Source organism: Rhodococcus sp. JS3073 (assembly GCF_026810085.1).
GTDB classification, from domain to species: domain Bacteria; phylum Actinomycetota; class Actinomycetes; order Mycobacteriales; family Mycobacteriaceae; genus Rhodococcus_F; species Rhodococcus_F wratislaviensis.
On record NZ_CP113951.1, the window covers coordinates 7,654,209 to 7,679,667 of the forward strand.

Annotated in this window: 21 protein-coding genes and 2 pseudogenes; 12 read left to right on the top strand and 11 right to left on the bottom strand. The window is 65.0% G+C overall.

Annotated elements, in window-relative coordinates:
* Positions 1-38: 38 nt before the first annotated feature.
* Positions 39-713: a hypothetical protein gene (locus OYT95_RS35005; protein ID WP_268790214.1), complete on the bottom strand. Its 675-nt coding sequence runs from the start codon at positions 711-713 to the stop codon at positions 39-41.
* A 149-nt stretch (positions 714-862) separates the two neighbouring features.
* Here OYT95_RS35005 and OYT95_RS35010 point away from each other — a divergent pair, with 149 nt between their 5' ends.
* The 5 genes and pseudogenes from OYT95_RS35010 (at position 863) to OYT95_RS35025 (ending at position 6,793) form a co-directional block, all read left to right on the top strand.
* Entirely contained in the window at positions 863-3,892 is a 3,030-nt protein-coding gene (locus OYT95_RS35010) for a Tn3 family transposase (protein ID WP_268790215.1), read from the top strand.
* Between the two features lie 1,118 nt (positions 3,893-5,010).
* A pseudogene (locus OYT95_RS44765) lies at positions 5,011-5,427 on the top strand (LGFP repeat-containing protein); the annotation flags it as partial.
* Positions 5,428-5,453: 26 nt separating this feature from the next.
* Positions 5,454-5,600: pseudogene (locus tag OYT95_RS44770) on the top strand (LGFP repeat-containing protein); the annotation flags it as partial.
* A 186-nt stretch (positions 5,601-5,786) separates the two neighbouring features.
* Positions 5,787-6,152 (top strand): hypothetical protein, encoded by a 366-nt coding sequence (locus tag OYT95_RS35020; protein ID WP_268790217.1) that lies wholly within the window; start codon positions 5,787-5,789, stop codon positions 6,150-6,152.
* 8 nt (positions 6,153-6,160) lie between these two features.
* Complete coding sequence (locus OYT95_RS35025; RefSeq protein ID WP_268790218.1) at positions 6,161-6,793, top strand: hypothetical protein; 633 nt, start codon at positions 6,161-6,163, stop codon at positions 6,791-6,793.
* A 161-nt stretch (positions 6,794-6,954) separates the two neighbouring features.
* Here OYT95_RS35025 and OYT95_RS35030 read toward each other — a convergent pair.
* The 3 genes from OYT95_RS35030 to OYT95_RS35040 form a co-directional block, all read right to left on the bottom strand.
* A protein-coding gene (locus tag OYT95_RS35030; RefSeq protein ID WP_268789290.1) for an IS5 family transposase occupies positions 6,955-7,864 on the bottom strand; the annotation gives its coding sequence in 2 pieces (ribosomal slippage) (positions 6,955-7,506 and positions 7,508-7,864; 909 coding nt in all).
* Positions 7,865-8,204: 340 nt separating this feature from the next.
* Positions 8,205-9,326 carry a hypothetical protein gene (locus OYT95_RS35035; protein ID WP_268790219.1) on the bottom strand — a complete coding sequence of 374 codons (1,122 nt, stop codon included), beginning with the start codon at positions 9,324-9,326 and terminating at the stop codon, positions 8,205-8,207.
* Positions 9,327-9,460: 134 nt separating this feature from the next.
* Positions 9,461-11,128, bottom strand: coding sequence for a YiiX/YebB-like N1pC/P60 family cysteine hydrolase (locus tag OYT95_RS35040; RefSeq protein ID WP_268790220.1), 1,668 nt, complete (start codon positions 11,126-11,128; stop codon positions 9,461-9,463).
* A 28-nt stretch (positions 11,129-11,156) separates the two neighbouring features.
* On the opposite strand from OYT95_RS35040, the gene OYT95_RS35045 reads away from it, so the two are divergent.
* The gene (locus OYT95_RS35045; protein ID WP_268790221.1) at positions 11,157-11,450 is read left to right on the top strand and encodes a hypothetical protein; all 294 of its coding nucleotides are present in this window, start codon (positions 11,157-11,159) and stop codon (positions 11,448-11,450) included.
* A gap of 456 nt (positions 11,451-11,906) precedes the next feature.
* Positions 11,907-12,821 carry a hypothetical protein gene (locus tag OYT95_RS35050; protein WP_268790222.1) on the top strand — a complete coding sequence of 305 codons (915 nt, stop codon included), beginning with the start codon at positions 11,907-11,909 and terminating at the stop codon, positions 12,819-12,821.
* Between the two features lie 101 nt (positions 12,822-12,922).
* Here OYT95_RS35050 and OYT95_RS35055 read toward each other — a convergent pair whose 3' ends face one another.
* From OYT95_RS35055 to OYT95_RS35065, 3 genes are all read right to left on the bottom strand, one after another.
* A complete protein-coding gene (locus OYT95_RS35055; RefSeq protein WP_268790223.1) occupies positions 12,923-13,825 on the bottom strand; it encodes a tyrosine-type recombinase/integrase in 903 nt (300 codons plus the stop codon).
* Between the two features lie 158 nt (positions 13,826-13,983).
* Positions 13,984-14,811 carry a hypothetical protein gene (locus OYT95_RS35060; RefSeq protein WP_268790224.1) on the bottom strand — a complete coding sequence of 276 codons (828 nt, stop codon included), beginning with the start codon at positions 14,809-14,811 and terminating at the stop codon, positions 13,984-13,986.
* Between the two features lie 376 nt (positions 14,812-15,187).
* Complete coding sequence (locus OYT95_RS35065; RefSeq protein ID WP_268790225.1) at positions 15,188-15,934, bottom strand: SDR family oxidoreductase; 747 nt, start codon at positions 15,932-15,934, stop codon at positions 15,188-15,190.
* Positions 15,935-16,103: 169 nt separating this feature from the next.
* Between OYT95_RS35065 and OYT95_RS35070 the strand changes: the two genes are divergently transcribed.
* Together OYT95_RS35070 and OYT95_RS35075 are read left to right on the top strand one after the other, a co-directional pair.
* The gene (locus tag OYT95_RS35070; protein WP_037229744.1) at positions 16,104-16,952 is read left to right on the top strand and encodes an NADPH-dependent oxidoreductase; all 849 of its coding nucleotides are present in this window, start codon (positions 16,104-16,106) and stop codon (positions 16,950-16,952) included.
* A gap of 159 nt (positions 16,953-17,111) precedes the next feature.
* Complete coding sequence (locus OYT95_RS35075) at positions 17,112-17,930, top strand: alpha/beta fold hydrolase (RefSeq protein WP_268790226.1); 819 nt, start codon at positions 17,112-17,114, stop codon at positions 17,928-17,930.
* Positions 17,931-18,199: 269 nt separating this feature from the next.
* Here OYT95_RS35075 and OYT95_RS35080 read toward each other — a convergent pair whose 3' ends face one another.
* On the bottom strand, positions 18,200-18,691 hold the full coding sequence (locus tag OYT95_RS35080; RefSeq protein ID WP_245973475.1) for a TetR/AcrR family transcriptional regulator: 492 nt from the start codon (positions 18,689-18,691) through the stop codon (positions 18,200-18,202).
* Positions 18,692-18,937: 246 nt separating this feature from the next.
* The gene (locus OYT95_RS35085) at positions 18,938-20,110 is read right to left on the bottom strand and encodes an MFS transporter (protein WP_268790227.1); all 1,173 of its coding nucleotides are present in this window, start codon (positions 20,108-20,110) and stop codon (positions 18,938-18,940) included.
* A gap of 168 nt (positions 20,111-20,278) precedes the next feature.
* Between OYT95_RS35085 and OYT95_RS35090 the strand changes: the two genes are divergently transcribed.
* Both OYT95_RS35090 and OYT95_RS35095 read left to right on the top strand, forming a co-directional pair.
* Positions 20,279-20,791 (top strand): DUF4863 family protein, encoded by a 513-nt coding sequence (locus tag OYT95_RS35090; RefSeq protein WP_268790228.1) that lies wholly within the window; start codon positions 20,279-20,281, stop codon positions 20,789-20,791.
* A gap of 23 nt (positions 20,792-20,814) precedes the next feature.
* A complete protein-coding gene (locus tag OYT95_RS35095; RefSeq protein WP_037229753.1) occupies positions 20,815-21,570 on the top strand; it encodes a nitroreductase in 756 nt (251 codons plus the stop codon).
* A 156-nt stretch (positions 21,571-21,726) separates the two neighbouring features.
* Here the strand turns inward: OYT95_RS35095 and OYT95_RS35100 are convergent, their stop codons facing one another.
* Positions 21,727-22,236: a DoxX family protein gene (locus tag OYT95_RS35100; RefSeq protein ID WP_128642058.1), complete on the bottom strand. Its 510-nt coding sequence runs from the start codon at positions 22,234-22,236 to the stop codon at positions 21,727-21,729.
* A gap of 307 nt (positions 22,237-22,543) precedes the next feature.
* Between OYT95_RS35100 and OYT95_RS35105 the strand changes: the two genes are divergently transcribed.
* On the top strand, positions 22,544-23,917 hold the full coding sequence (locus OYT95_RS35105) for an MFS transporter (RefSeq protein ID WP_268790230.1): 1,374 nt from the start codon (positions 22,544-22,546) through the stop codon (positions 23,915-23,917).
* 15 nt (positions 23,918-23,932) lie between these two features.
* Here the strand turns inward: OYT95_RS35105 and OYT95_RS35110 are convergent, their stop codons facing one another.
* Entirely contained in the window at positions 23,933-25,444 is a 1,512-nt protein-coding gene (locus OYT95_RS35110; protein WP_268790231.1) for an FAD-dependent monooxygenase, read from the bottom strand.
* Between the last annotated feature and the right edge of the window lie 15 nt (positions 25,445-25,459).

Genomic DNA, 25,459 nt, shown 5'->3' on the forward strand with positions numbered 1-25,459 from the left:
TCAGGGGTTGTACGGAAACCGTGTTCGGCGATCATCCGCTACCAGATGATGACGGCAGCTCCGGTGGCCAGCAGCAGTCCGGCCATCACCGGGACGACGAGGTGGCGGACCAGTTCGGCAACCGGTATCCGGCAGAATCCGGCGACCACCACCAGCGACGACCAGATCACGAGAGTCCCCCCGCCTGTCCACGTGGCGCCGTTCTGGGCGATGGCCGCCAAGGTCGCGGTGTCCATCCCGGATTGCGGGGCCAGTGCGGCAGCCAGTCCGCCGGTGAGGGGTAGGCCGGCCCACCCGGAACCGTCGAGACCGACCGCCATACCGATGAACAGCATGCTGAGTGCGACGAAAACGCCGTTGTCGGGGATGTACGGCTGCACCCGTTCCACGGTGTCGAAGAGGAAGGCCGGACCGGTGGTGTCGTCGTCGAGGCCGAGAATGGCGCCCGAATAATCGGGAATGCCGATGTACACGAAACCTGCGACGGGAAGGATGATTCCCATTGCCTTGAAGGCGTACGACAGACCATCGATGAAGTGGGTGGCGCAGAATTCCAGAGCCTCGGAGCGTCGTGAGGTGACGGTCACGAGCGTCATCAGGATGATCGCCGTGCCTCCCACCAGGGACGCGCCGCCACCGTCCTCCCAGGGGACGACGTCGGTGAAGCGACCGACCAACATGTAGGCCAGGACGGCGAGGAATGCGGCGGGCACGCCGATCGCCCACGCACGGGTCAGTGTCGGGCGATCCGTGATTCTCGTTCCGTCGTCCTCGAAGCCGGGGGTCGGGGAGCAGTCGCGTCAGATCCGGCGCTTAGAGCGATTATCGAGCGGCCCTGATCTTGGGGTGATTTCATGTCGTCGTGATCGATGATGGTGGCTACGGTCGGTTCGGTGCGCTGTCGCGGCAGGAGCTGGAGCGGTTCTGCTACCTCGATGATGAAGATCGGAGGTTGATCTCTGCTCGGCGGCGGGACTACAACCGGCTCGGGTTCGCCGTGCAGCTGGTGACCGTGCGTCACCTGGGCATGTTCCTGCCCGGTCCGCTGGACGTTCCCCCGGAGCTGGTCGACTATCTTGCCGAGCAGCTGGGCATCGACGACCCGTCGTGCGTGAAGCGCTACCCGGACCGGGAGAAGACCAAGCTCGAACATGCCTGGGAGATCCAACGCGAATACGGGCTGGCGCCGTTTACCGATGTCGAACCGGAGCTGAAGGCATGGATCGCCGACCAGGCGTGGATGACCGGTGACGGTCCGAAGGCGATCTTCGAGGGTGCGGTCACTTGGTTACGGGAGCGCCAGGCGCTGCTGCCATTTGGTGTCACGACGTTGCAGAAGCTGGTCGCGGCCGGCAGGGCGGCAGCCGATCAGCGGCTGTGGAATGAGTTGGACGGCCAGCTCACGCCGGTCACGGCGTCGGCGCTGCTGCGGTTGCTCGACGTGCCCGAGGGTGGCAAGCAGCGGGTCAGCGAGCTGGACCGGTTGCGCAAGGGTGTGTTCCGGCCCTCGTCGAAGGGGATGCTCGCCGCGCTGCACCGGTTGGCCGACCTGCATTCCCTCGGTATCGGGACGTTGGACGTGTCGGCGGTGCCGCCACGACGGTTGGCCGGATTGGCTACGTACGGCCTGTCGGGTAAGGCGAACGCGCTGCGCCGCCTGCCGCGTGAGCACCGCCTGGCGGTGCTGGTCGCCACTGTGGTGGCGTTGTCGGCGCGGGCGGCCGACGACGTACTGGAGCTGTTCGACCTGCTGATGACCACTGATCTGTTGTCGAAGGCCGAGCGTGAGTCCAAGGACGAGAAGCTGCGCCGATACCCGAGGGTCTCGCGGAACGCCGGCAAGCTGGCCACGGCGGTGAAGGTGCTGTTGGAGATGGCCGAGGTGAACCCGGACCTCGGGGTGGGCGTGGTGTGGGATCTGATCGAGAACACCGTCACCAAGAAGGAACTGCGCTCCGCGGTCGCGGTGATCGACGAACTGGTGCCGGCCAGCGACGCCGAACTCGACGGGCAACGCCTGCAGGAGCTGGCCGGCCGCCTGGCGACGGTCCGCCCGTTTCTGCCGGTGCTGATGAAGACCGTCGAGTTCGGCGCGACCCCGGACGGCGCACCGGTGCTTTCGGCGATGACTACGCTCGCGGAGTTGCTGACCGCGAAGTCGAAGCTGCCCGCGTCCTACCTGGATGCGCGTCGGGTCGACCACGATCTGATCACCGGCGGCTGGCAGCGCCTGGTCTATGCGCCGGGCCGCCCGGAAGCCACCGTGGACCGCGCCGCCTACACGTTCTGCGTGCTCGAGCAGTTCCATCGACATATCAAGCACCGCAACATCTTCGCCGCATCTTCGTCGCGGTGGCGCGACCCACGAGCGCACCTGTTGTCGGGGCAGGCGTGGGAGCAGGCCCGCGAGGCGGGCATGAACGCGCTCGGCCTGCCCGCCGTCCCGGCGGGGATGCTCGACGAGCACGCTGCCGCCCTGGACACCGCCTACCGCGAGGTGGCGTCCCGCCTGGACGCCGACACCCCGGCCACCATCGACGACGACGGCAAGCTGCACGTCGCCGCACTGGTCGCCGTGCCCGACCCGCCGAGCCTGGTCGATCTGCGGCGCCGCGTCGAGGCAATGCTGCCGCGTATCGATCTGCCCGAACTGGTGCTCGAGGTCATGTCCTGGCATCCCGGCTTCACCGAGGCGTTCACCCACACCTCCGGGAACGACGCCCGCGTGGCCGACCTCGGGCTGTCGGTCGCGGCGGTGTTGTGTGCGCACGCGATGAACGTCGGCTTCGGTCCGGTGACCGGCCGGGGCGTGGAAGCGTTGACCCGTGACCGGCTGCTGCACGTCGACCAGTGCTACGTGCGGTCCGAGACCCTGACCGCGGCGAACGCCGTGCTGGTCGAGGCGCAGGCGGAGATTCCGCTGGCGGGGGCCTGGGGCGGCGGAATGGTCGCGTCGGTGGACGGGATGCGGTTCGTCGTCCCGGTCCGCACCCACCACGCACGGCCGAACCCGAAATACTTCGGCCGCAAACGGGGTATCACCTGGTTGAACATGATCAACGACCAGGCTGCCGGGCTGGCCGCCAAGGTGTTGTCGGGAACCCCGCGCGACTCGCTGCATACCGTGGACGTGGTGCTGGCCCAGCACGGCGGAAGGGTGCCCGAGGCGATCATCACCGACACCGGCTCGTACTCCGATATCGTGTTCGGGCTGCTGCACCTGCTCGGTCGCCAATACCGGCCCCAGCTGGCCAACCTGCCCGATCAGCGATTGTGGCGCATCGACGGCAGTGCCGATTACGGCCCGCTCGACCGCGCCGCCCGCGGCAAGATCGACACCGACCGGATCGCGCGACACTGGGAGGACATGTGCCGGGTCGCGGTGTCGATCCACTCCGGCGAAGTGTCCGCGCACGAGGTGACGCGGATGATCTCCCGCGACGGCAACCCGACCTCGCTCGGGCAGGCCATCGCGCACTACGGGCGGATCTTCAAGACAATGCACATCCTGCGCCTGGCCGACGACGAGCCGTATCGGCGCGAGGGCAAGACGCAGTCCAATCTGACCGAGGGTCGTCACGATCTCGGCCGAAGGGTCTACCACGGCAAGAAGGGTGAGATGACCCGCACTTACTACGAGGGCATGGAAGACCAGCTGTCCGCGCTCGGGTTGGTGCTCAACTGCGTCGTGCTGTGGAACACCTTCTACATGGACCGTGCCCTGGACGAGTTGCGTACCCAGGACTACCCGGTGCTCGATGCCGACGTGGAACGGCTCTCGGCGTTCGTGCGCACCCACATCGGCATCGACGGGCACTACAGCTTCCACCTACCCGACCTCGCCGGCGCCCACCGGCCGCTGCGCGACCCCGACGCCCCCGATACAGAATAGGACCCGAACAACCCATCTGTTTGCCAGTGCGGCTCTTGTGCTCGCGGGCACGCCTGCTACCAGGTCCGCTACACGCTGGCGACGTGCATTGATCGCCTGATTCACGGGCGTGGTCGCGACCGCATCGTCGCACCGTTTTCGGGAAATTACCCCAGACGCTGGTAACACTTGAGCAGCACAATCAACGCGAGCAGATTCCGCTCGGTCTGCGTACGCCCCCGCGCCCACCCGGCCTTGTCGGCAGTCTCAGCTCCCGAGCCGAGACCACTGTTGAACTGCGGATACGCGGTCCGATCAATCGACGCCACCAGCACCCCGGCACCCGACCAACATGACGAAGTGCACCCTAATCAGTTCCCCCGTCCGCCGCCGACCCGGGCCAGCTCAAGTCAAACGAGCGTCCAACCTAGCTAGACCATGGGGTTCTTCGTTTCAGAAGCACCCTATCCATTTCCCTGGTCCACCGTTCGCACCAGAGTCTCCGTACCATCCGGCCTGTTTGTTATAGAAGCGACACCTGTGACAGGTGATGCTCCTGTGATCTAGCGCTAAGTTGCTGAGAAGCGTCGGGCCCGCCGCTGACCGAAGTCCCTCTCACAGGAACGGGATGTCAGATGGCCAGAACCATCATGCATCGGGATCACCCACGCCCGAAACGAGATTCACCGACGAAGAGCCTCCTCACTGCCGCGCTGATCGCCACGATGATCGCGGCGGGCGTCGGAATTGCCGCGGCTCAGCCGACCACCACGCCGACGCCGACACCAAGTACCAGCACCACAACGGAAGTGGCGCCGTCAACCACGACAACCGGACCGGCCTCGTCCCCCGCTCAACGGGTCGCGCCGAGCACCACGATTCCGGTCGAAACGCCGGCATCCTCTGATGCGCGTTCGTCGGCAGCCCCGCCGCCCACTCCCACGACGGAAGTGGCGCCCGCCACCCCACCGCAGCCGGAGAGCGCGGCACCTGCTCCCGTCGATGTGCCGCTACCGGCTCGGCCGGGACCGAATGAGCCGATAGCACCGGAAGATCCGGAGCTGTCGTCGAAGACCGCCGAACCGGACCCGGACTGGGCTCCTACCCAGAATCCGAAGTCCACGATCATCCCCGGCCAGATGCGCTCCGACCGGGAAGAGGTTCCCGCTCCGTTCACCAAGGAAGACGCGGACAAGGCCGAGATCCTCGAGGCACAGGACCTCGCCAAGCGAAGTACCTCGCGCGCAGCCGTGACCTGTCAGCGGTACTGGCCGTCATGGTTTGACGTATGCGGAGCCATTCGGGACAAATACAACAGCCTCGGCGGCCCCGGCAGCTTCCTGTCCTACCCGTCCAGCGGAAACATCATCAACCCCGGCAACACCGGCGAACGCGTCACCTTCCTCAACGGACCCATCTACTGGTCCAACGCCACCGGCGCACACCCCGTCGTCAACAGCTTCCTCAACCGCTGGGGCATCCATGGCTACGAAGCCGGCTGGATGGGCTACCCCACCACCGACGAAATCGTGCACACCGACGGCGTCGGCCGCCACCAGGAATTCTCCAACGGCGCCTCTACGTGGCGTTCGTTAACGCGATCGGTTCCGCCATCCGCAATGGCCCGATTCGGGACAAATGGAACAGTCTCGGCGCCGAGACCGGCTGGCTGGGATACCTCACGTCAGATGAGTTCACCCTCGGGACCACCCGCTACCACGATTTCATCGGCGGGAGAATCTATTCGACACCTTCAGGTGGAGTTCAAGCTGTCCCCTGGGTGGAGAGTTGGAAGACCAATGCCGCCCCAGATGACGATTACTGCACCAGGATAAAGTACGAATCAGGCGATTGTTATCCCTCAGGTGATTTCGCGTTTGTGCTCGATCAAATGGCCGACTGCAGGTACGGCGACATGCCGTACGACACCTATATCATCGGCCTGTTCGACCCGACAGGGAATCAGCCCGATCTTCGCATGACCTGCGAAGTCTATGACCACATCTCCGATCGTCACCTCGCCCATACAGATCCGGAAAATTTCCTCACCTGCCTCATGGTCACCTATGGCAACGGCGGTCCGTACAGCCAAGTCGGTGACGGATACACCGGAATTCGGTGGACCAACCTCTCCACCAACGTCCCGGGAACTATTGTGTACAGCCTCCCGACCTCAGAGATTGTCACTGCGTACGCCGGGCCGGACGACGACGAAGACGAGCACGGCAATAATTGGGGAGGGTGTGCGAGCGGGCTCGTCCAAGATCTACCTGAACCGTAAGGAGCAGCATGAGCTGGTTAATGCGCGAGGATCAGCGAATGGTGGAGGATCTACTTCTCCAGCAGGTGGTCACGCTCGCCGAAGCACGTCGGCTCCGGACGCCGTCTTCACCAGATCCGTTTCTCAGGGACGCGATCGACAACCTCCTAATGGTTCTTTCGGGTTACCCCCTCGGGGAAGGCGGTCCTCGCTCTGGCCTGGACCAGCTCGAGTACTTCGGTAAGGCCATTGCTCGCGAGCCCGCCGAGTTCGCGAAAGGTCTGGACACGCAAGTCGGTCGAATCATCCTTGAGGCGACGTCTGGGCTTACCCGCGAGAACCGTGTGGAACGGCGATGGGCGATTCTCGAACCACTCGGAGCGCCGGCGATGGACCGAAAAGAGGCCGGGCTGAATGTTTGGGTCCGGACTCTAGCTTCCCGCGGAGCGGATGGACTGCTGCACCCGGCATTGTGCGCCGGCCAGATGCGAGTTGGGTCATTGTCTAGAGAGGAAGGGTACAACTCGCGGGAGCTGAAAACCCGTCTATCCGCACCCAATTTGTATTCGGAATGGTGCTCCGATCCTTCGAGTCGGAAAGACCTTGAGAAGACCATGTTGGATCTGTTCGCCTCAGTGAGTTGGTCCCAGGCCCTGGGCTGAGTGGACGGGAGCGGGTCAGGCATTTGCCCGGCCCGCTCTCGCTTTGTCCGAATCCGGTACGCAGCGTGCACCCGGTGCCGGGCGATCGCTCCTACAGGTTCCGCACTCCTATGAGAGAGCTCCACGGTGGAACAAATCAGCGCACCTTGCGAGCGACCCTGCTAGGGCATGTCTCCCAATAACTTGAGCCACTCGACGATGCCGGCGAGCAGGAATCCGGCGCGGTAGGTGAGGGCGAGTTTGTCGTAGCGAGTGGCCACCGCACGCCACTGTTTCGCCTTGTTGAAGGCCCGTTCGACCACGTTGCGCCCCTTGTAGGACTCCGGGTCGAAGTTCGGTGGCCGCCCGCCCGCGCGGCCCTTGTTCACCCGGTTCGCTGCCTGATCGGTCTTCTCGGGGATCACCGCCTTGATGCCTCTGCTTCGCAGCAGTTCCCGGTTTGCCCGTGATGAGTACGCCTTGTCGGCCCGGACCTCGACGGGGCGCGTGCGGTGCGCTCCGCCCGCGAGCCGCGGCACGCAGATGCCCTCCAGCACGTGGGCGAACATCGGACTGTCACCGGCTTGGCCTGGGCCGACCAGCACCGACAGCGGGCGCCCGTGACCGTCGCACGCCAGGTGCGCCTTGCTGGTCAACCCGCCCCTCGACCGGCCGATGCCGTGATCGGCAGGCTCGTCACGCAGGTTCGTGTAATTCGGTAGATCCCCCTGTGTGGCGGGCGGCGTTCGCACCGTGCTGATGGACACGGACCACTGTGGAATCGACCGATACCGCCCAGTCCAGGTTCCCGCCGGCGTCGGCCATCGCGACCAGAGCCGTCAGCACCCGATCCCAGGTTCCGTCTCCGGCGTATCGGCGATGTCGCTTCCACACCGTCTTCCACGGCCCGAAATGCGACGGGAGATCTCGCCAGGGCAACCCGGTCCGCAGTCGATACAGCATCCCCTCGACCACCACACGATTGTTCCGGAACTTCCGCCCCCGGAGCCCATCGGAACTGGGCAACAGCAGCGCGAGCAACTCCCACTGCTTGTCCGTCAACACCTCAAACCGATCAACAACGTCTGCCACACCGAAGAGTCTGCAGCACAACACCACAAATCATTGGGAGACACACCCTAGCGCTGTCGATCTCCCAACGTCGTCCCGGCTCCGCCAGCCAACAACGAGCTGGGCAGGACCACTGCTCGCCGCTTCCGACCATCCCACCGAGGCCGGCGCACTGCTCGACGAGGCCCGGGCATGGCTACGCGACCGCCACTGGCAGCTCGAACCCGCCCTGACTTGTCCACACACCCCAGCCCCACCGCCACTAACCAGCGGAAATCGCACAAGTCCCGTCGTCGCGGCAAGTTTTTCCCGTATTCCGGTCCGCCCCCATCTAGGTGTTTTCGCCGCGACAGCGCGCCAACTACCGAGGCAGGCTGGCGACGTCGGAGATCGTATAAATGTTCTTCCCGCTTTCGGTTTCAGAACCTACGATGGACTCCAGCCAAGGTAACTCGATCTGGCTTCTCTTTCGCTCTCCAGTGAGCAGGTCGAACTCCGAAAATACCGGCGTTCCACGGTAATTGACCGTCGTAACCGTTGTACCATCGACTGACACAGCAGTCTTGTCGTCTCCTTCTGGGATCGTCCATTCCCGCGTGACTGTTGGCGAGCCGGTGACGTCAACGGATAGCACATCCCCGTCTCCGCTAATCCAGTAGAGCCTATCGCCGATTGCGGTCGGTGTCCCTCGGCGGACATTCCAAATGTAACCGGGCATATCGAGTGCGGTTTCGGACCGTGAGCCATCGGTCACGTTGATGCGAACCAACGTCAGTCCGTGATCGCCTCTCTCATTCCTTCTCGTCTCTCTCGATGAATAGAGGGCGAGTATTGTTTGTCCGTCCGAGGAGCAGGCCGAGCCAACGTCCGCGGGACGAAAATCGGATGGATGTTCCCATTCCGCCCGCACGACGGGCTCTCCGCCGGGGAGCAGTTCGTACAACTGGTTTCTGGTGGGGTCGCCCGTGGTACCGATGAAGGACTCGTTGACAACGGTGAAGTTGCGTCCGCCGCAGTAGGCCGATGTCCGCACGATGCCGGGTACTGAGCCTGAGTGTGCTTGGTTGTCTGCATCGATCGAAACGAAGCTGTTGGAGTAATGTCCCTCCGCCGCTCCACTGTTGAACCAGATTGTTGCGGCACCGTCTTCTTGCTGGTTTACGGCGGCTTGGACGATATTCTCGTAGTCGATGGGGGTTTCGATCCGTGCCGTGTCGGTGAGCGTAATCACGGCACGGGAGGACGCTGAGACAAGTTTGTGCGCTGCGGTCAGAATGCTGTTTCCGTAGATTGCATTTCCCTCTACCTGTCCGATGACACTCCCACTTTCGTCGAACGCATACACCGTCGTCCGATCCTGGTCATCGACCGCTTCGAGGAGTTCCGGTCCTACGGACACCGCCCCTATGGCATCCGCAGGCAGTGCTTCCAACTCATCGCCTGGCTCCTTCGTTGTGCTGCACGACACCGTGACAGCCAACATGGTCGTGAGGGCAGCGGCCCGTAATACTTCGCACGAACGTGGCATATTCGATCAGACCATCCTTGTGGCAGCTACTGCATGAGCGGGCTCGCGCGAGCCCCAGTCGAGGCTCGCGCGAGCTGAGGCGGATTAACTCACGGGTAGTCCGTTACCCAGATAGACCGAGCGATTTCTCTCGGGAAGATCCCGTCTGGGGTCGCCTCTTCCCCTGCAGAGACGTCCAGATCGATGGGGTCCATTGCTGATGCGCTGTAGTACGCAGCCCACACCAGCTGCGAGCAATTGTAGCGATCGTCCCAGATCTTCTGCTTGTTGTAGAGGAAGTTGCTGTTGTAGTCATCGCCGACTTGACTTCGAGCGAAATCGACAGCCCGCCCACGATTGACGTCCGAGGTGTTAACCCACTGCATTCGAGGCCCATATACCGTTCGGTGGCCACCAGGCACCGCAGTGTTATCAATCAGCTGAACCCCTTTTTCCGGGTTCGAAGCTTCGACAGTCTCATCCTCGGAAACGAAAATTCCGTTGTGGCCGTGATTGATATTCGCAGTGTCTACTTCGGAGAAGAAGATGTCGCCCGGTCCGCGCGCACTCGGGAGCTCGGTAGGTGAGCCTGTCACGGGATCGGAAACGGAGACTTCTTCGTGGTTCCCGGCCAATGCGTCTTGCAGGACATCGATCACTGACGCAGACCTCTCCGCTGCGACACGTTGGGCATGGGCAAGCATCTCTTCGGGCGTGGTGCCGGGATTAAGGAAGGCCATTTCAGTCGCATACGGCCCCGGCGCCGTGATCTTGCCTCGTTGAAACTGCTGTTCGACAGTGACATTGCCATCCGTGCTGGTCTGGTCACCGGTGGGGAAACCATAGGTGCCGGTCTCGTAGCCAGCTGCAGTCCACTTGTCGAGGATCGGTCCCGTTACGGGATGCGCACCGGTAGCCGCGGACCAATAGAGGACGCCGCGTTCGAAGCGGTTCATCCGCCCGCCACCGGAAACGACGATCTCATCGCTGATGGGGTAGCCGAGAAGGCTGTCATTCCGTTCGGAGCCGACGGTGTCCCACTTGTCGCGGATGGCACCACCGATGGAGTACGCCTCGTTGAGCTTCCAGTAGATGACGGCACCGGTGAAGTGCTGACGCCGACCGATCCCGTCGGGGTTGACGATCTCGTCGGTGGTCGGGTAGCCGATGTAGCCACCCTCGTAACCCTTTCGCGCCCAGGCGGCGAAGAAGTGGTTCACCACCGGGTGTGCACCGCCGGCCGCGGACCAATAGATCGGGCCGTTCTGAAAGACGGATCTGCGTCCGAATCCGTCGGGATTTACCAGTTCGGGGCTGGTGGGCAGCAGCAGGAAGCTGAACTGTGCGCCGAGGGAGTTGTACTTGTCGCGGATGGCTCCGCAAACCTCGAACTCCGACGGCCAGTACAGCTGGCATCCCGGTGCCACTCGCGCCTGCAGCCCGGTCCGAGCCTCCTTCTGCAGCCGAGCTTCCTTCATTTCCGCAGTGTCGGCCTGCTCCTTGGTCCAACCCTCCGGCAGCTCTTCGCGGTCCGAGCGCATCTTGCCCGGGACCAGGGTCTCGTTGGGGTTCTCAGTCGGTTTGCCCGTGTAGGGGATCTTCTTCCCGGTTGACGGCGGCTCCGGCGCGACACTCGGAACAGATTCTGAGGTCGCCGCCGGGAGCGTTGTCGTCGACTGGACGGATTCCGACGTCGGAATCGGAAGGGGCGTCGTCGACTGGACGGATTCCGAGGCCGCAACCGGAATGGTTGTCGTCGATTCAGGTGCAGTCGGCACCGTCTCACACGGCACAGGTGTCGCTGTCGTGGTCGGTGTCGCAGTTGTCGTGGGTGCTGCGGTTGTCGTGGTCGTCGCACACGGGTCAGTGGTGGCATCGGACGGTGATTGCGCCGGCGCGAGTTCCGGTGCACCCGACGGGGACGGTGTAGGGGTGGTGGTCGGCTGTGCCGCGGCGATCCCTCCGCCCGTCGCGATCAACACCGACACCAACGAGGCCATCACCAAGGCTTTTCTCGGAGAGGCACGTTTGGGTCATGACAAATTCAGGTACTTCGCTGTTCTGGCCATCTGGCGCCTGTCTGCAAAGGGGATTGGGTAGGCGACGGGGCCCGTCACTCGTTAGCAACATAAACCAATAATTCTCAGGAACCTCACAGCAGGAAGGTGACATATGTAACAAACCGGACATTCTCCCAGGTCGTCCCATTTGTCCTCATCGGCAGAAGGCCAGTGGGCGACGACGCTGGCAGCACTCGATCGGTCACCGTGGTCGTCCGGCCGCGCAAGGGGTTACCGAACGCACCCGCTCGGTTCCTTGGTCGTGTCGGAACGCCCGAAGCGAGGGCGTGAATACGGACTGGTCCCCTGGGAGGACGGTGCCCCGCATTCGGGGGTCGCATGCCTGTGAGTCTCTCGTCGTCGGCCGACGCAACCCGCCACTCGTGTCGAGAGTTTGGCCGATAGCGATTCGACTCGACAGCTATGAGGTTGCGGCCCGACCTGTTTCGCGAATTGCGGGATCCATTGTGCCGGTGGGACGAATTAGTCTGGCGCGATGGAGAATCAGCGCTGGTTCGGGGCCCTGGTCGAACGTCGGCGGCGCGAACTGGGACTGACCCGGGCACAGATGCGGACGCTCGGTGGACCGTCGGATATGACGATGGGCAAGATCGAACGCGGTGAGGGCCAGCTCACGCACACCACCCTGGTGCGGATCGATCAGTCCCTGGGATGGCCCCCCGGTGCTTCCGGACGAATCTTGGCGCGCGGCACAGACTCCGGCCATCGTGTCGGCGGTGGGACCCAGCCCGGACGTATTCCCGCGGGGACAGAGGACATGCGTGTTGGCAACGACAGCCGCACCGCAGTGGTTCCCGGTACGGCAGAACGACCCTGCCGTACCGCCCCAGCAGACGAGCGAAACTGCGCGTGTGCCCCCCTCCTGCGGGTGCCCGTCGATTTCGAGCGATTCTTCGCCGAACTCGGCTTCGATGCCGTGGTCGAGCAGGAGAAGGCCCTGGTCGCCTTGGAACTCGACGCGGTCGACGAGCAGTTCCTCGCGCTGCGCGAACTGTACGGTGCCGCCGCCGGAACGAATGAGCAGCTCTCCCGCCTGTCCCGTCGGCGGGAGGAACTCGAGGCTGACTGCCTGTGGGTCGAGGACCGCTTCCTGCGGGACGTCGCCGCCTATACCGCCGCCTATGCCACCGCTGTGGAGGAGGAGTGCCGTCGACTGGGTGTGATCGGGCCGATCATCGTCGAGAACGCACCCGGTACCGGGGGTGATGATTCCGAGTACGCCGCGTTCCTCGAGCGCCTGCGGGAGCATGCCCGTCGGAACACCCCGCTCCCGGGCAGCGCCTACGGTCCGCGGGACTCGTACGCCACGACCGAACGCTACGCTGCCGCCCGCTACCGCGAACGGCTCCGCAGCAACAGGTCCGCAGGGAAGCGGCAGCCGGGTGCATAGGTACACCAGGAAACCGGCGCCCATCTCTCCCCGCGGCGACCACGACGCCGAGGCGCACTCACCCGCGGCAGGCACGCGAGCTCATTTCCCGCCATCCTCACCTACGGTGAGCTAGGTTTATGGCGGCGCCGAGCTGCCGGATCGTTCTCGGCCTGCCACCGCGCGAGTCCTTCGACGGAAACCTTTGCGTACTTGGCCAGCGACCGCACCGACGTGTGGCCGCTGAGCTTCATCAGCATCGGCGTGGATGCTCCCGCCTCGGCGGCGTGCGTGAGCTTCGAGTGCCGCAACCGGTGCAGCGTGAACGGCCCGCCCGCCAGGTCGGCGGTGTGGATCTCGAACAACTCCGCGGCCCGCCGGTAGGACAACCTCGCTCGACCCGTGGACGGGTCGACGTCGGCGAGCGCCACCGAGGGTTTCGCCCTGCGGTCGGTCAGGAACACCGCGCCGGTGCGTCGCCCGGCAAGCAGCCGAGGCAGCAGTCGCGCTGTCCCGGTCTGCCACACGATCACGTCGCGGGCGCCGCCCTTGCGGGTGACCGTCGCGCACCGGTTCGCCGTGTCCAGGTCGGGCACGTCGAGCATCAGCACCTCCTCGGCCCGCGCCGCGGATTCGTACAGCAGCTGCCACAGCACCCGCTCCCGCAGCGGCACGTCCAGACCCAGGACCTCGGCGATCTGCCGCTGGGTGAGCGCCTTGCTGTTGTCCGGTGGCATGGGCCGGGCCCGCAGCCGGACCAGCGGGTCGCCGGTCAGCCAGTCCTGCTCACGCCAGTAGCCGCACGCCGTGCGCAACGCCGCCAACCGGACGTTGAACGTCGTAGCCGACCGACCACCCCACACGAAGGTGAACCAGCCCGACACCCGGTCCGGGTCCAGCAGCGCCACGTTCGTGTCGGGACCGAAGTCGCGCATCAACCGATCCAGCGCGGCGGCATAGCCGCGGCGGGTGTTCGCCACAGAGATCGTGCCGAGGAACACCGCCACCGCGTCGGCCAACCGCACACCGCTCACTGGAGTCGGAAGCGTCCGGACCGTTCCCACCGAGAACCCCCTCCCCGCTACCGCAGATAATTTCGCGAGTCGACCCAGACGGTAACCCCTTCGAGCCTGGCGATCTTCAACTCTACCGCAGATAAAGAGCTATTGTCTGCGGTAAATCGTTAGCGCCGGATCTGACGCGACTGCTCCCCGACCCCCAAGCCGGGCAGTTCTTCGTCGAGCACGTCCGTCACGGTGGGTGAGACCTCGACGTCCGGGCCCGGTGCGAAGCCGGCAGACCTGGCACCGGGGGTGCCACCGACACCACCGGGGGGATGCGCGGTTCCACCGATCGGCTCGGTCCCCGGAACTGCCTCCGTACGCATCCTGCGGCGGACGGTCAAGAAGTAGGCGAGCACCGCCGCGGTGATACCGACGATCAATGAGATCACCAGGGCACGGTCGGCGATGTCGTCGGCGGGGACGCCTGCGCCGCTCGCGGAAATCGAGGGTGCCAGACCGATCACGTAGTCGGAGGCGATCGACATCCCCTGGCCGGAGATCGCGAGAACCACCGCGGCTCCGAGCGGTGGCAGACCCACCTTGATCGCGGCAGGAAGTAGGACCGCACCGATCAGGGCCAGTGCCGGGGTCGGCCAGAAGAACAGCGAGAGAAGATAGGTGAAGACGAACAGCACGATGTATGCGACGCGGCCATTGACCATCCACCGGCTGATGGGGCGCACCATCACCTCATCGGAACCGATCGCCCGCATCGCCGCGAGCATCGAGGTGACCGCGGCGATGACGATGAAGATCTCGAACAGCGCGGTGCCGGAAGTGATGGTGGCCCGGAATACCGACATGATGGCATTCGGGACGCTGCCGCTGTATGCAAGTGCCGTGGCGAATGTCGCGAGTACCGCGGGGATCATGACGTTCTTGCGTAGCGCCATGGCCACGATCAGAGAAGCAAGGCCGACTAAGAACACGATCTGCGCAGCGCCCACGTGCGACTCCTTGTATCGAACTACTTGCGGCGAGTACCTCGGAAATGTGCGGGTGAGGACGCCCGAGTAACGACCTCGTCGGTCACGACACGGGGCGCCGCAGCCCGGTTGTCGTATGATCCTGGTCTTCCTTCGATGTGTCGTCAACCTCAAAGTGACTATGCGAGAGCCTATTCGATGTGCAAGGTGCGCAGAAGATGACAACGGTGTTTCGGCTTCGGCCGGTCGTGTGAACGATTACAGTATTTCGCGGCTGCGTGGCCCGGGACGCCGGAGGCCGGCGTCGACGAGGTGGGAGAGGCGGCGCTGCTGCTCGTCGACACCGAGCTGGGCGAGCCGGTCGTCGACGGGGTTCTTGAAGCCCCGGCCCGTTCGGTCAGCCGCGACCGATGTACGGCATCCCGCTGGCCATGATCGTCACCGTCGGGACGGTGACGTCCAACGGGAGTTCTACCAATCGGGTCACCGCGTCCGCGACGTACCGCGGATCGAACGTGGGTTCCGCTCGCAACGATCCGTCCGGTTGACGGGCGGATTGGCCGATGCCGGCCGTCATTGCGGTTGCAGCGTTCCCGATGTCGATCTGGGTGCAGCAGATTTCGTGGTCGCGCCCGTCGAGCGCGATCGACTTGGTCAACCCCGACACACCGTGTTTGGTTGCCGTGTAAGCGACGCTCGCGGGTCGTGGTGTGTGGGCGGACAGTGAACCGTTGTTGATGATGCGTCCGCCGCGCGGTGTCTGCGTCTTCATCATTCGCACCGCCTCGCGCGAGCAGAGGAAGACTCCTGTCAGATTTGTGGCGACTGTGCGGTCCCAGTCTTCGGGTTCGATTTCGTCCACCGCGCCGGTGGGGCCGAACGTGCCCGCATTGTTGACGAGTACATCGAGGCGGCCGAATCGTTCGGCCACGGCGGCGAAGAGACTGTGCACCGACTGTGGTGACGAGACGTCGGCCGGTACCACGACTGCGTGTTCGTGACCGTGCGCGGTCTCGTCCAACGTCTCCCGCACCCGTCCTGTCAGCACCACGTGATGTCCGGCATCGAGCAGCCCGGTCGCCATGGGCGGGCCAATTCCCGAGCCGGCACCCGTCACCACGATGACCCGTTCCGTCACATCCACTCCTTGTTCGCGTGCATCAGGTGGTTCCCGACCAGGTGTCGGCAACCCTTCGAATTGTCGCCGACCGGCGGCCGTCGGTGCGGCTGTTCGCGCGTTCCGTTCTCGGTTGTCGACGCGACCGCGGGGGATCCCAGGAATCACGGTGCGCCTAACACTGGAGCGGGAGACGGTGGTCGGCTTTCCTGTCCGGGTGACCATCGCAGACATCGCACCCCGCACGGCGCTGCAGCAGCGCTACTGGGACCCCGCCCTCACCGAACCCGCGCAGTGGAATCCGGTCCTGGAAGCCCTGCACTCGCACCGGTCGGTCCGCCGCTACCTACCCGATCCGCTGGCCGACGAGACGCTCGACGTCCTCGTCTCGGCTGCGCAGTCGGCCGCCACATCGTCGAACCTCCAGGCGTGGAGTGTCGTCGCGGTCCGCGACCCCGACAGCAAGGCTCGCCTGGCCGCACTCGCGGGAGGCCAGGCCCACATCGTCGAGGCCCCCGTCCTGCTGGTCTGGCTCGCCGACTTCGCCCGCGTCCGTCAGCTCGCCGACGACCGCGGCGCGCCGATCGAGGGAGCCGACTACCTCGAGAGCAGCTATATCGGGTTCATCGATGCCGCCCTGGCGGCGCAGAACGCCGTGACCGCGGCGGAGTCGCTCGGTCTGGGAACGGTGTTCATCGGGGCGTTGCGGAACAAGCCCGAGGAGGTCGCGGCGGAACTCGGTCTGCCGCCCCACGTGTTCGCGGTGTTCGGGCTCGTCGTCGGACATCCGCATCCGGACGCCGACGCCCAGATCAAACCGCGCCTGCCCCAAGCGGCGGTGCTGCACCACGAGAAGTACGATCTGCCCGCTCAGCGAGACCACGTCGACGCCTACGAGGGGCGGATCGCCGCCTTCTACTCGGCGCAGCAGCTCGAACATTCCTGGATCGAAAGGGTTCTGGACCGACTCGCCTCCGCGGCGCGGCTGAACGGGCGGGATCGCCTGAAGGAATCGCTCATCCGTCTCGGGTTCCCACTTCGCTAGCGGCGCGTGTCGCAGCCACCGGTACCCGGTGGCTTCCGGAAGGCAGAACCCGGTGGGTGGCTCTGCGGCCACCCACCGGGAGTCGCGCCGTGGGGCCCTTGACTTCGCGGGCAATTCCACTACAACTGGGACCAGGGAGCGGATCCGGCAAGGGACGTCGTGGACAGTTTGTGGCTCGGTGACGTCGAACTGACCTATCAGCTGCGCGAACGCGGTGAGCGTGTCGTGCTCGTGCATGCCAGTGCCTTCGTCTCGTGGTACGACCCACTGGTCGAGCAGCTGACGGGGTATTCGACCTTGCGGTATCGGCGGCGTCTCCCCGAATCCGGCAGTGGGGGATACCGGCCGCTCACGGTCGCCGAAGATGCCGGGACATGCGTCAGGCTGATGGATCATGTCGGCTGGGACGCGGCCCACGTCGTGGGTCACTCCTACGGTGCGCTTGTCGCGCTCCAGTTGGCGATGGAGAATCCCGAGCGCGTCGCCTCGGTGGCACTGCTCGAACCCGCAGTCCGGGGGATCCCCAGCTCGGAGCAGGTCACTGCTGCGCTGCAGCCGGTCATCGCTGCGTACAGAGCAGGTGACAAGGCCGCCGCGGTGGACGGGTTCCTGCGCCATGTGTGCGGCGACGGCTATCGTGTCGTGCTGGATCGGGTGATTCCACACGCCTTCGACGAGGCGCTCGACGAAGCTGACTTGTTCTTCCATGCTGAGATGCCGGCCGTGCAGCAGTGGAGTTTTGGAGCAGGGGAGGCCGGGCGCATCACGCGGCCGGTGCTCAATGTGCTCGGCGCCGAGAGCGCCCCGCGGTTCGTCGAAGGAAGCGACCTCGTGCAGTCCTGGTTCCCGCGGGCCGAGCGACTCTCCGTGCCGGAGGCCGGGCACCTTCTGATGGTGCAGAATCCCACGGCATTGGCGCGGGGCCTGAAGGACTTCTTCTCACGCCATCCGGTCTGTGCGGAATCGCCGGAAGAATGATGGCTACAGATCCGGGGGAGTCCCCGGACCGATGCCGGGGACTCCAGTCCAGGGCGATCAGGACTTCAGGCTGGACCGTGTGGACCCCTTTCTGTTGCGGACACACGACGACAGCAACCGTTCTGGTGCTGCCCGATGAGTGATCTCCAACAGAGGGGCGGGCCCTCTCCCCACCTCGGGTGGGATACCCAAATCATCACCCGGACCTGGTGCTTCGTCAACAGCGGACTTCGGAAACGGCTGCCGGGCGGCGCCAAGCCTTCCGCGCCCTAGGATGCGGCGATGCCGGACCAGATGGTCGAAGCGACTCTGTGGGCGAGATCTGCGGTGTCGGTGTCCCCGCGGAGGAAGGCTGCGTAGTAGGCGCCGAAGCACAACGTTGCAACGGTGTGGGTATCGACGTCGGCGCGAACCGCCTTGCGGTCGCGCAGATTCTCCAGGACACGCTCGACCAGATTCACTCGCGGTTCGACCGCGTGCTCGCGCACTATCTCGAGCAGTGCTGGTGTCCGTAGCTTCTCGCCCATGAAATTGCCCATCAGGACCATCGCATCCGGATTGAAATAGCACGGGTCGACCCTGCGGACAGCTTCGACGAAGGCGTCGAATGGTGGCAACTTTTCGAGTTCGAGACCCGGGTACGACGCTCGCTGAGCGCGGAATCCGTAGTCCAGGGCGTCCACGACGAGCTCGAATTTGCCGGGCCATCGACGGTAGATGGTGGGCCGGGTGACTCCTGCGTCGGAAGCGATGTCTCCCATGGACATTTGCGAGTACCCGTCCAATACCAGGCGTCGTCGTGTCGCTTCGATGATCGCGTCGTCCAGGGCCGGATCACGAGGTCTGCCACCCCGCGAGCTCGTTGCATCCGTGGTGTCCGATGGAGCCGTCCCAGCCGACTTCTCAGCCATCGTTCACCCCTTGTCGAGTTTGGTTACGGGCGGTGATTGTAACTTTTTCCGGTGCCGGCTGCACGTAGCGGTGCGTCGGCAGCGCCCACGGGCGAGTCACGCACTCGAGGGCGCGTCCGCTCGATTGCGGCGGAAGGCGAGTCCGATGAAGGCGGTGGTAGCGAGCGATGCCACCAGGCCCGCATAGATCCTCGTGGTTGCGATGAAGCCGAGGCGGTCGATGAGAGATCCCGCAACCAGGGAGGGAATGCAATTGGCGAGGTAGGCGACCGTATAGACACTCGACAGGAGTGCGGCTCTCTCGTGAGGTTGCACAAGGGGCATGACGGTGCGGATCGCGCTCTGAAATCCTGCTCCGAAGCCCACGCCTGCGATGGCCGTTCCGGTCAGAATCGCAATTGCGGAGGATTTTTCGGAGCCGTAGAGAGTTGTGGCGACTCCGGCGACGAGGGTCCCGGCGCCCACGAGCAGGATCGTCCGTGGCCCGACAGCGCGTAGCACGAAGATGGACGCAGCCCCGGTTCCGGTCAGCGTCGCCACCATCGCGGCGCCGACCATCGACGTATGTACGTGCAACGCGTTGTGGGCGAGCGACGGGCCGAGGGAGAGGTAGAAGCCGGCGAGAGCCCACACCGCGACAACGTACGGAACGGTGAGAAGGAACGCCCCGAGTGCGGGCCCCGGAACTGTCACCCGCGGTCGAATCGACACGGGGCGGTTGCGTCGGCGCGGCGCGGTTTCCGGGATTGTCAGTGCCGCTGCGATTTCCACCACGAACACGACGAGGAGAACGAGATAGACGGTACTGGTGGGCCGGGGGAAGTGCTCGCTCACAGTACTCGAGAAGAGTGCTCCCACTGCGAGTCCGATCGGGTGGGCACTGCTGTTGATCCGGGCGCCATGGCCTGGGGAGGCTTCGAGGTCGACAAGCGCAGAACCCAGTGCGCTGATTGCGGCGCCGGTCGCGAAGCCCTGCACAATCCGCGCAACGAGAAGTAACTCCAGGCCGGTTGCGCCGGCAAAGATCGCCATGGATGCTGCTTCGAGCATGAGCGCGGCGACGATGACGGGGCGCCGGCCGATCTGATCGGAAAGCGAACCGACGGTCAGCAGGGCCAACAGCAGGCTGACGGCGTACACGCCGAACGCGAGTGTGGATTGCGACGTGGAGAGCGCCCATCTCTCCTGGTAGATCGCGTAGAGCGGGGTTGGAACTGCGGAGGCGCCGACCAGTGTGGCAGTGATCGCAGCGACCACGGTGAAGGCCACGGCGTGAGACCGTGGGCGGACTTCTCGAGGAGGGATTCTCCACGAGGGCGAGTGAGGCATGCGATGTCTTCCGATGCAGTTACGTTACAGATGTTGACTGTAACGTAATTACGTCCTACTGTGCGAGTAGCCGCAAGAGTGGTGTGAGTCTCATTCGTAGGAGTCAAGATGAATCCCAGCCAAGCCCTGATCGAGCGCAGTATTCCGTTCCTCGAAGAGGTGAAGAACCGCACTGCCGGCGGCGAGCTGGAAGACTGGCTCAACAGCACGTACGGCCCCGGAACCGCTCTGTACGACGACCTTGCGCAGATGATCACGGACGGTGTCGAAGAAGGGTGGGCCGCGAACGTCGAAGTCGACGGGCCGCGCTATCGGCGGAGTCGCATCGCCGAACCGAGCGACGTCCTCAACTACTTCAGCGTTACCGCGGTCTATATGGACAGCGTGCCCCGCTACCGCGGCCAGTACCACCAGCATCCCTACGGTGAACTGAATCTCGTCGTACCGCTCGATCCGGGCGCCGAGCTTGCCGGACCGCGCGGCTGGCAGGGCGCGGGTTGGACTGCGCCGGGTCCTGGCAGTCATCACTATCCGGAGGTCAGGGGAGGAGCGTTGATCGCGCTGTTCTATCTCCCTGCAGGACGGATCTCGTACGACATCACCCCGGCCGCGGTCGGCTGATGTTGGAAGAGGTCCAGTGTTTCATGAACGAAACGACCACCCCCGCATCAGAGGTGCTCCCGGAGTCGAACAACGCAGCGAGGCAACTGACGGTCGAGCAGGCTCTGCTGAGCAGGCGGAGCGTTCGAGCCTTCTCGGCGACGCCGGTTCCGCGCTCGGTCGTCGAACGGCTCCTGGAATTGGCAGCGCGCTCAGCGAGCAATTCGAACTGCCAGCCATGGCAGGTTCACGTAGTCACGGGCGCGGTCAAGGCCCGCCTCACGGCGGCCCTGCTGGCCGCCCATGACACGGATGGTCGGGTGCGAACCCGGGAGTACGACTACCAGCCGAAGCCCGACGAGTGGCCGGAGCCCTTCCACACGCGGCGCAGACAGTTCGGTGAGGGCCTCTATGGGGGCGCGCTCGGCATCGCGCCGACGGATGCGGAGGCGCGGTTGGCGCACCACCGTCGCAACTACGACTTCTTCGGCGCGCCGGTAGGTCTCATCGTGACCGTGAGTCGTCACCCATTGGCCGGCGCTCTCGTCGATGCCGGTCTCTTTCTGCAGGCGTTGATTCTCGCCGCTCGCGGCATCGGACTGGACACCTGCCCACAGGCGTCCTTCATCGACTTCTATCCGGTGCTGCGGCAGCAGCTCGACATCCCGGAGGACCACATCATCGTCTGCGGCCTGGCTCTGGGCTACGCGGACCGCCAACACAAATTGAACGGTCACAGCACCAGCCGGGAGCCGGTGACGTCCTTCGCCAGGTTCTACGGCGACGTCGGCGCGCCATAGTCCGGCAGTTCTCTACCCGCTCGCCCATCTCGGGCGAGCGGGTAGTTTCGCGTATCCGGGATACTTCTCCCCACGGTTCCGGCGGCGCCGGGGGAGTGGACTCGGGAATGGCAGGACCCGCAACGCTTTCGCGTGCGGGTCCGGGTCGGTGCCGAACTATGCGGCTTCGGCGTTCGCCGGCCGATAGAACAGAACCAGCTGGCCGATCCCACCGACGGCGCCGACGCCTACTGCAACGACGAGTCCGGTCCATCCATCGAGCGGATTACTGCCGAACATCAAATGTTCGACGCTGAACTCTCCGGCGCCCAGAACGGCGATGCACACGGCAGTCACCGCGAGGATGAATGTGTATTCCCAGCCCGAGCCCATGATGTAGAAACCGTTGGGGCGGTGCACTGTCCAGGCGGCGACGAGCATGAGTGCCACGAAAGCTGCGGCGGCGACCGAAGTGAACAGGCCGAGGGCGAGGGCGGCCCCGGCCAGGATCTCGGTCCCTGCCGCCACGCGAACGTGGAAGGCGCCGGGCCGCATCCCCAGTCTCTCGAACCATGTGGCGTTTCCTGACAGACGGCCGCCGAGGAAGATCTTGTGGTAACCGTGAGCGGCCATGGTGCCACCGAGGCTGACTCGTAGCACCGATAGCGCGAAATCGAATGAACTCATCGACGGCGATCCGATAAGTGCCGCTTGCACATTCACGTGCTCTCCTTGGGGTTGACCAGCCAGTGGGACCTGACCGGGGGTTCGGTGATTGCCCTCCACTCCGTGGTGGAGAAGTGCTGGAACGGCCTGGATGGGCCGTCGCAGTGGGTAGAGCGTAGGCGCAGAGGATAGGTTACAGCTATTGACTGTAACGCAATCCACTTCTATGGTCTTCGTCATCGGGCAACGAGGCGGTCCCGTTCTCGGACACCACGGGGACGCGATGCCTACCCCGAACCGGACTCGCCCCAACGCGAAAGAAGTCGTAATGGACTCGGAACTCTCCCGCTCCCCAGTGCGCCCTACCCACGGGATTCTCGTCAGTGATGTCATCGACAGACGGCCCGTCGGCCGCTTCCACTACCTCCTGCTTGCCCTTGCCGGAGCCGTCATGTTCCTTGACGGCTTCGACACCCAGGCGATCAGCTTCGTCGCGCCGGCGATAGCCCGGGAATGGGGTCTACCCGTCGCATCGCTCGGCCCGATCTTCTCCGCGGCGATCGTGGGATTGATGGTCGGATACCTGGTCTTGTCACCGCTGGCGAATCGGTATGGACACCGACGCACCGTCATCGCGTGCACCGCACTGTTCGGCATCCTCACCCTGCTCTGCGCTCTCACGACCGGCCCGATTCAGCTGATCACCCTGCGTTTCCTGACCGGTGCCGGGCTGGGCGCAGCCATCCCCAGCCTTGTCGCTCTGACCAGCGAATTCGCCCCCGCCCGGCGACGGTCGTCCTTCGTGATGTTCATCTACTGTTGGTTCGCACTCGGCTTCGTAGCCGCGGGAATCGTCTCCGGCATCGTCATCCCACAATGGGGCTGGCGCGCGATGTTCGTCATCGGAGGCATCGTGCCATTGGTGCTACTCGTTCTTCTGCTGCGTTACTTCCCCGATTCGCCCCGCTACCTTCTGATGCGCGGCGCCTCCGCCCGTGCACACGCCACCCTCCGCCGCATCGAACCCGGCTTGCCTGCCGATGCGGTCATTCGGGCCGACTACTCGAGTGTCGAGGAACCCGAACGTGGGAGGGTTCAGGTCGTCGTCGATCTGGTACGCGGCAGGTGGTTCCTGAGCACCCTCCTGCTGTGGACTGCATTCGCGGCAAATCTGGCGGCCTTCTACGCAATTCAAAGTTGGCTTCCGACGATCGTCGGCTCGCTGGGAGCGTCTTCACGCGTCGTGATCGCCTCGACCGTCTTGACCACGATCGGCGGGATTCTGGCAGCAATCGTCATCGGTCCCGCGATGGACAAGACCAACCCGTTCCGCACTCTGGGCATTGTCTATCTCGGTGGTGCGGCCTTCGTCGCCGCGCTGGGGTTGGTCATCGGCGGCGGCAGCACTTGGGCACTTCTCGGAACTGCATTCCTGACGGGAACGTGTGTGACCGGCGGGCAGATGAGCGTCATCGCCCTCGCAACTGTGCTGTATCCACCCGGAATGCGGTCCACCGGAGTCGGCTGGGCCCTCGGGATCGGACGGCTCGGTGGAATCGCCGGCCCGTTGATCGTCGGGTCTGCACTCGGCGCCGGCTTTCTTCCACGCGACGTCTTCTTCGCCATGGCGGTGGTTCTGGTTGTCGCCAGTATCAGCGTCCTGATGCTCGAACGTCGCTCTCGCACCCAACGACGTGCATGAGCTCGAATCTTCCACTCAACGGGCGTAGGCGCCTTCCGCGAGTCGATCCGCTGTCTCGGATGGCGTCGGCAAGGCCCGGATCGCGTCGCGCAGTACCGCGGCCGGTTCGGTGCCTGACGGCCACCATCCGGCAGGCGCCCCGTCCGGGCGCGCCAGGAGTGCCCCGCCGCGGGGGATGCCCATTCCGCGAGCGGTGATGGCGTCGAGGTCGTGGACGACGAGCGGAGGCCCGGGAATGGAACTCGCAGCGCGTTGCCAGGCTGCGCTCGGGCCGTTCGTGAACATTGTCAGCCCGGGTCCGAGTAGGTCGAGGGTGGACGCAGCGTCGGCCCGGGAGCGCACCCAGACGTGCGGGATTCGGCCGCCGAGGTCCGCGGGCAGTTCTTGTGCGGCGAGTCGGGCCCCGCCGTGCGGATCGGCCGATCGGGCCACGTTGTGCGCGGCAACCGGTCGACGCTCGGCCTCGTAGGTGTCCAGCAGTTGCGGTCCGGTCCAGCCGCGGAGCACCCAGGCGAGTTTCCACCCGAGGTCGTAGGCGCTCTGGATCGCGGTGTTCATGCCGGTGCCCCCGCGTGGGGTGATCTGGTGTGCGGCGTCGCCGACGAGAAACGCGGCACCCTCCCGCCAGCGGTCGGCGAGCTGCGCGGCGAAGGTGAACGTCCCGATGCGTTCGATCCGCGGAGCCAGGTCGGCACGTCCGCTGCCGAGCCGGATGAGGCGGGCGGACTGCTCCTTCGTCAGACTTGGCGAGGGCTCCTGCGCGAGTTCGTGTTCCACGCCATAGACCCATCGGTCACCGCGACCGGCGGGGACGAAGACTCCGGCGGCTTCCGGGTGGGTGACGGCGTAGATGCAGTAGCGGCGGTCGCCGAGCAGTTCCCACAGCGGGGCGCGGAACTCGGTCCCGACTGCCTGGGACAGACGCCCCGGCCCACGCATCACGATCCCGAGGGTGTCGCGCACCGTGCTGCGCGCGCCGTCCGCCGCGACGAGGTAGCGGGCGTGGACGATGCGGGTTTCGTGGGTTTCGACGTCGCGCAACGTCACCTGGACGTCATCGGTTCGGCCGTCCAGGCCGACCACTTCGGTGCCCATCTCCACCCGCGCGGTGCCGAACGAGCGCAGGTGGTCCAGCAACACGGGTTCGAGGTGATCTTGTGGAACCGAGGCAGGGGCAGTCGGGCTGAGGACCGCGCTCTGCTCCCGGGTCGGGAAGCTGGTCAGGTGAGTGTCGCCGGCCGCGGTGAGTGTAGGACCGACCCATTGCTTCCATTCGACCTCGACCCCGCCCGCCCGGATCTCCTGCTCCAGCCCCCAGGAACGCAACAGCTCCATCGTGCGGGTGCTGACCGAGGCGGCCCTCGGCAGCCCCGACTGGGTGGCTCGTCGCTCCACGACCATGACCTCGATCCCGTGCCGGGCCAGCGTGATTGCCGTGGTCAATCCCGCCGGACCCGTTCCGACCACGAGTACAGGCGTGGACGCCGGGGGTGTTGGCGGACGGGTGTATGCGGTCGGGCTGTTCACGACGTCAGCTCCTTC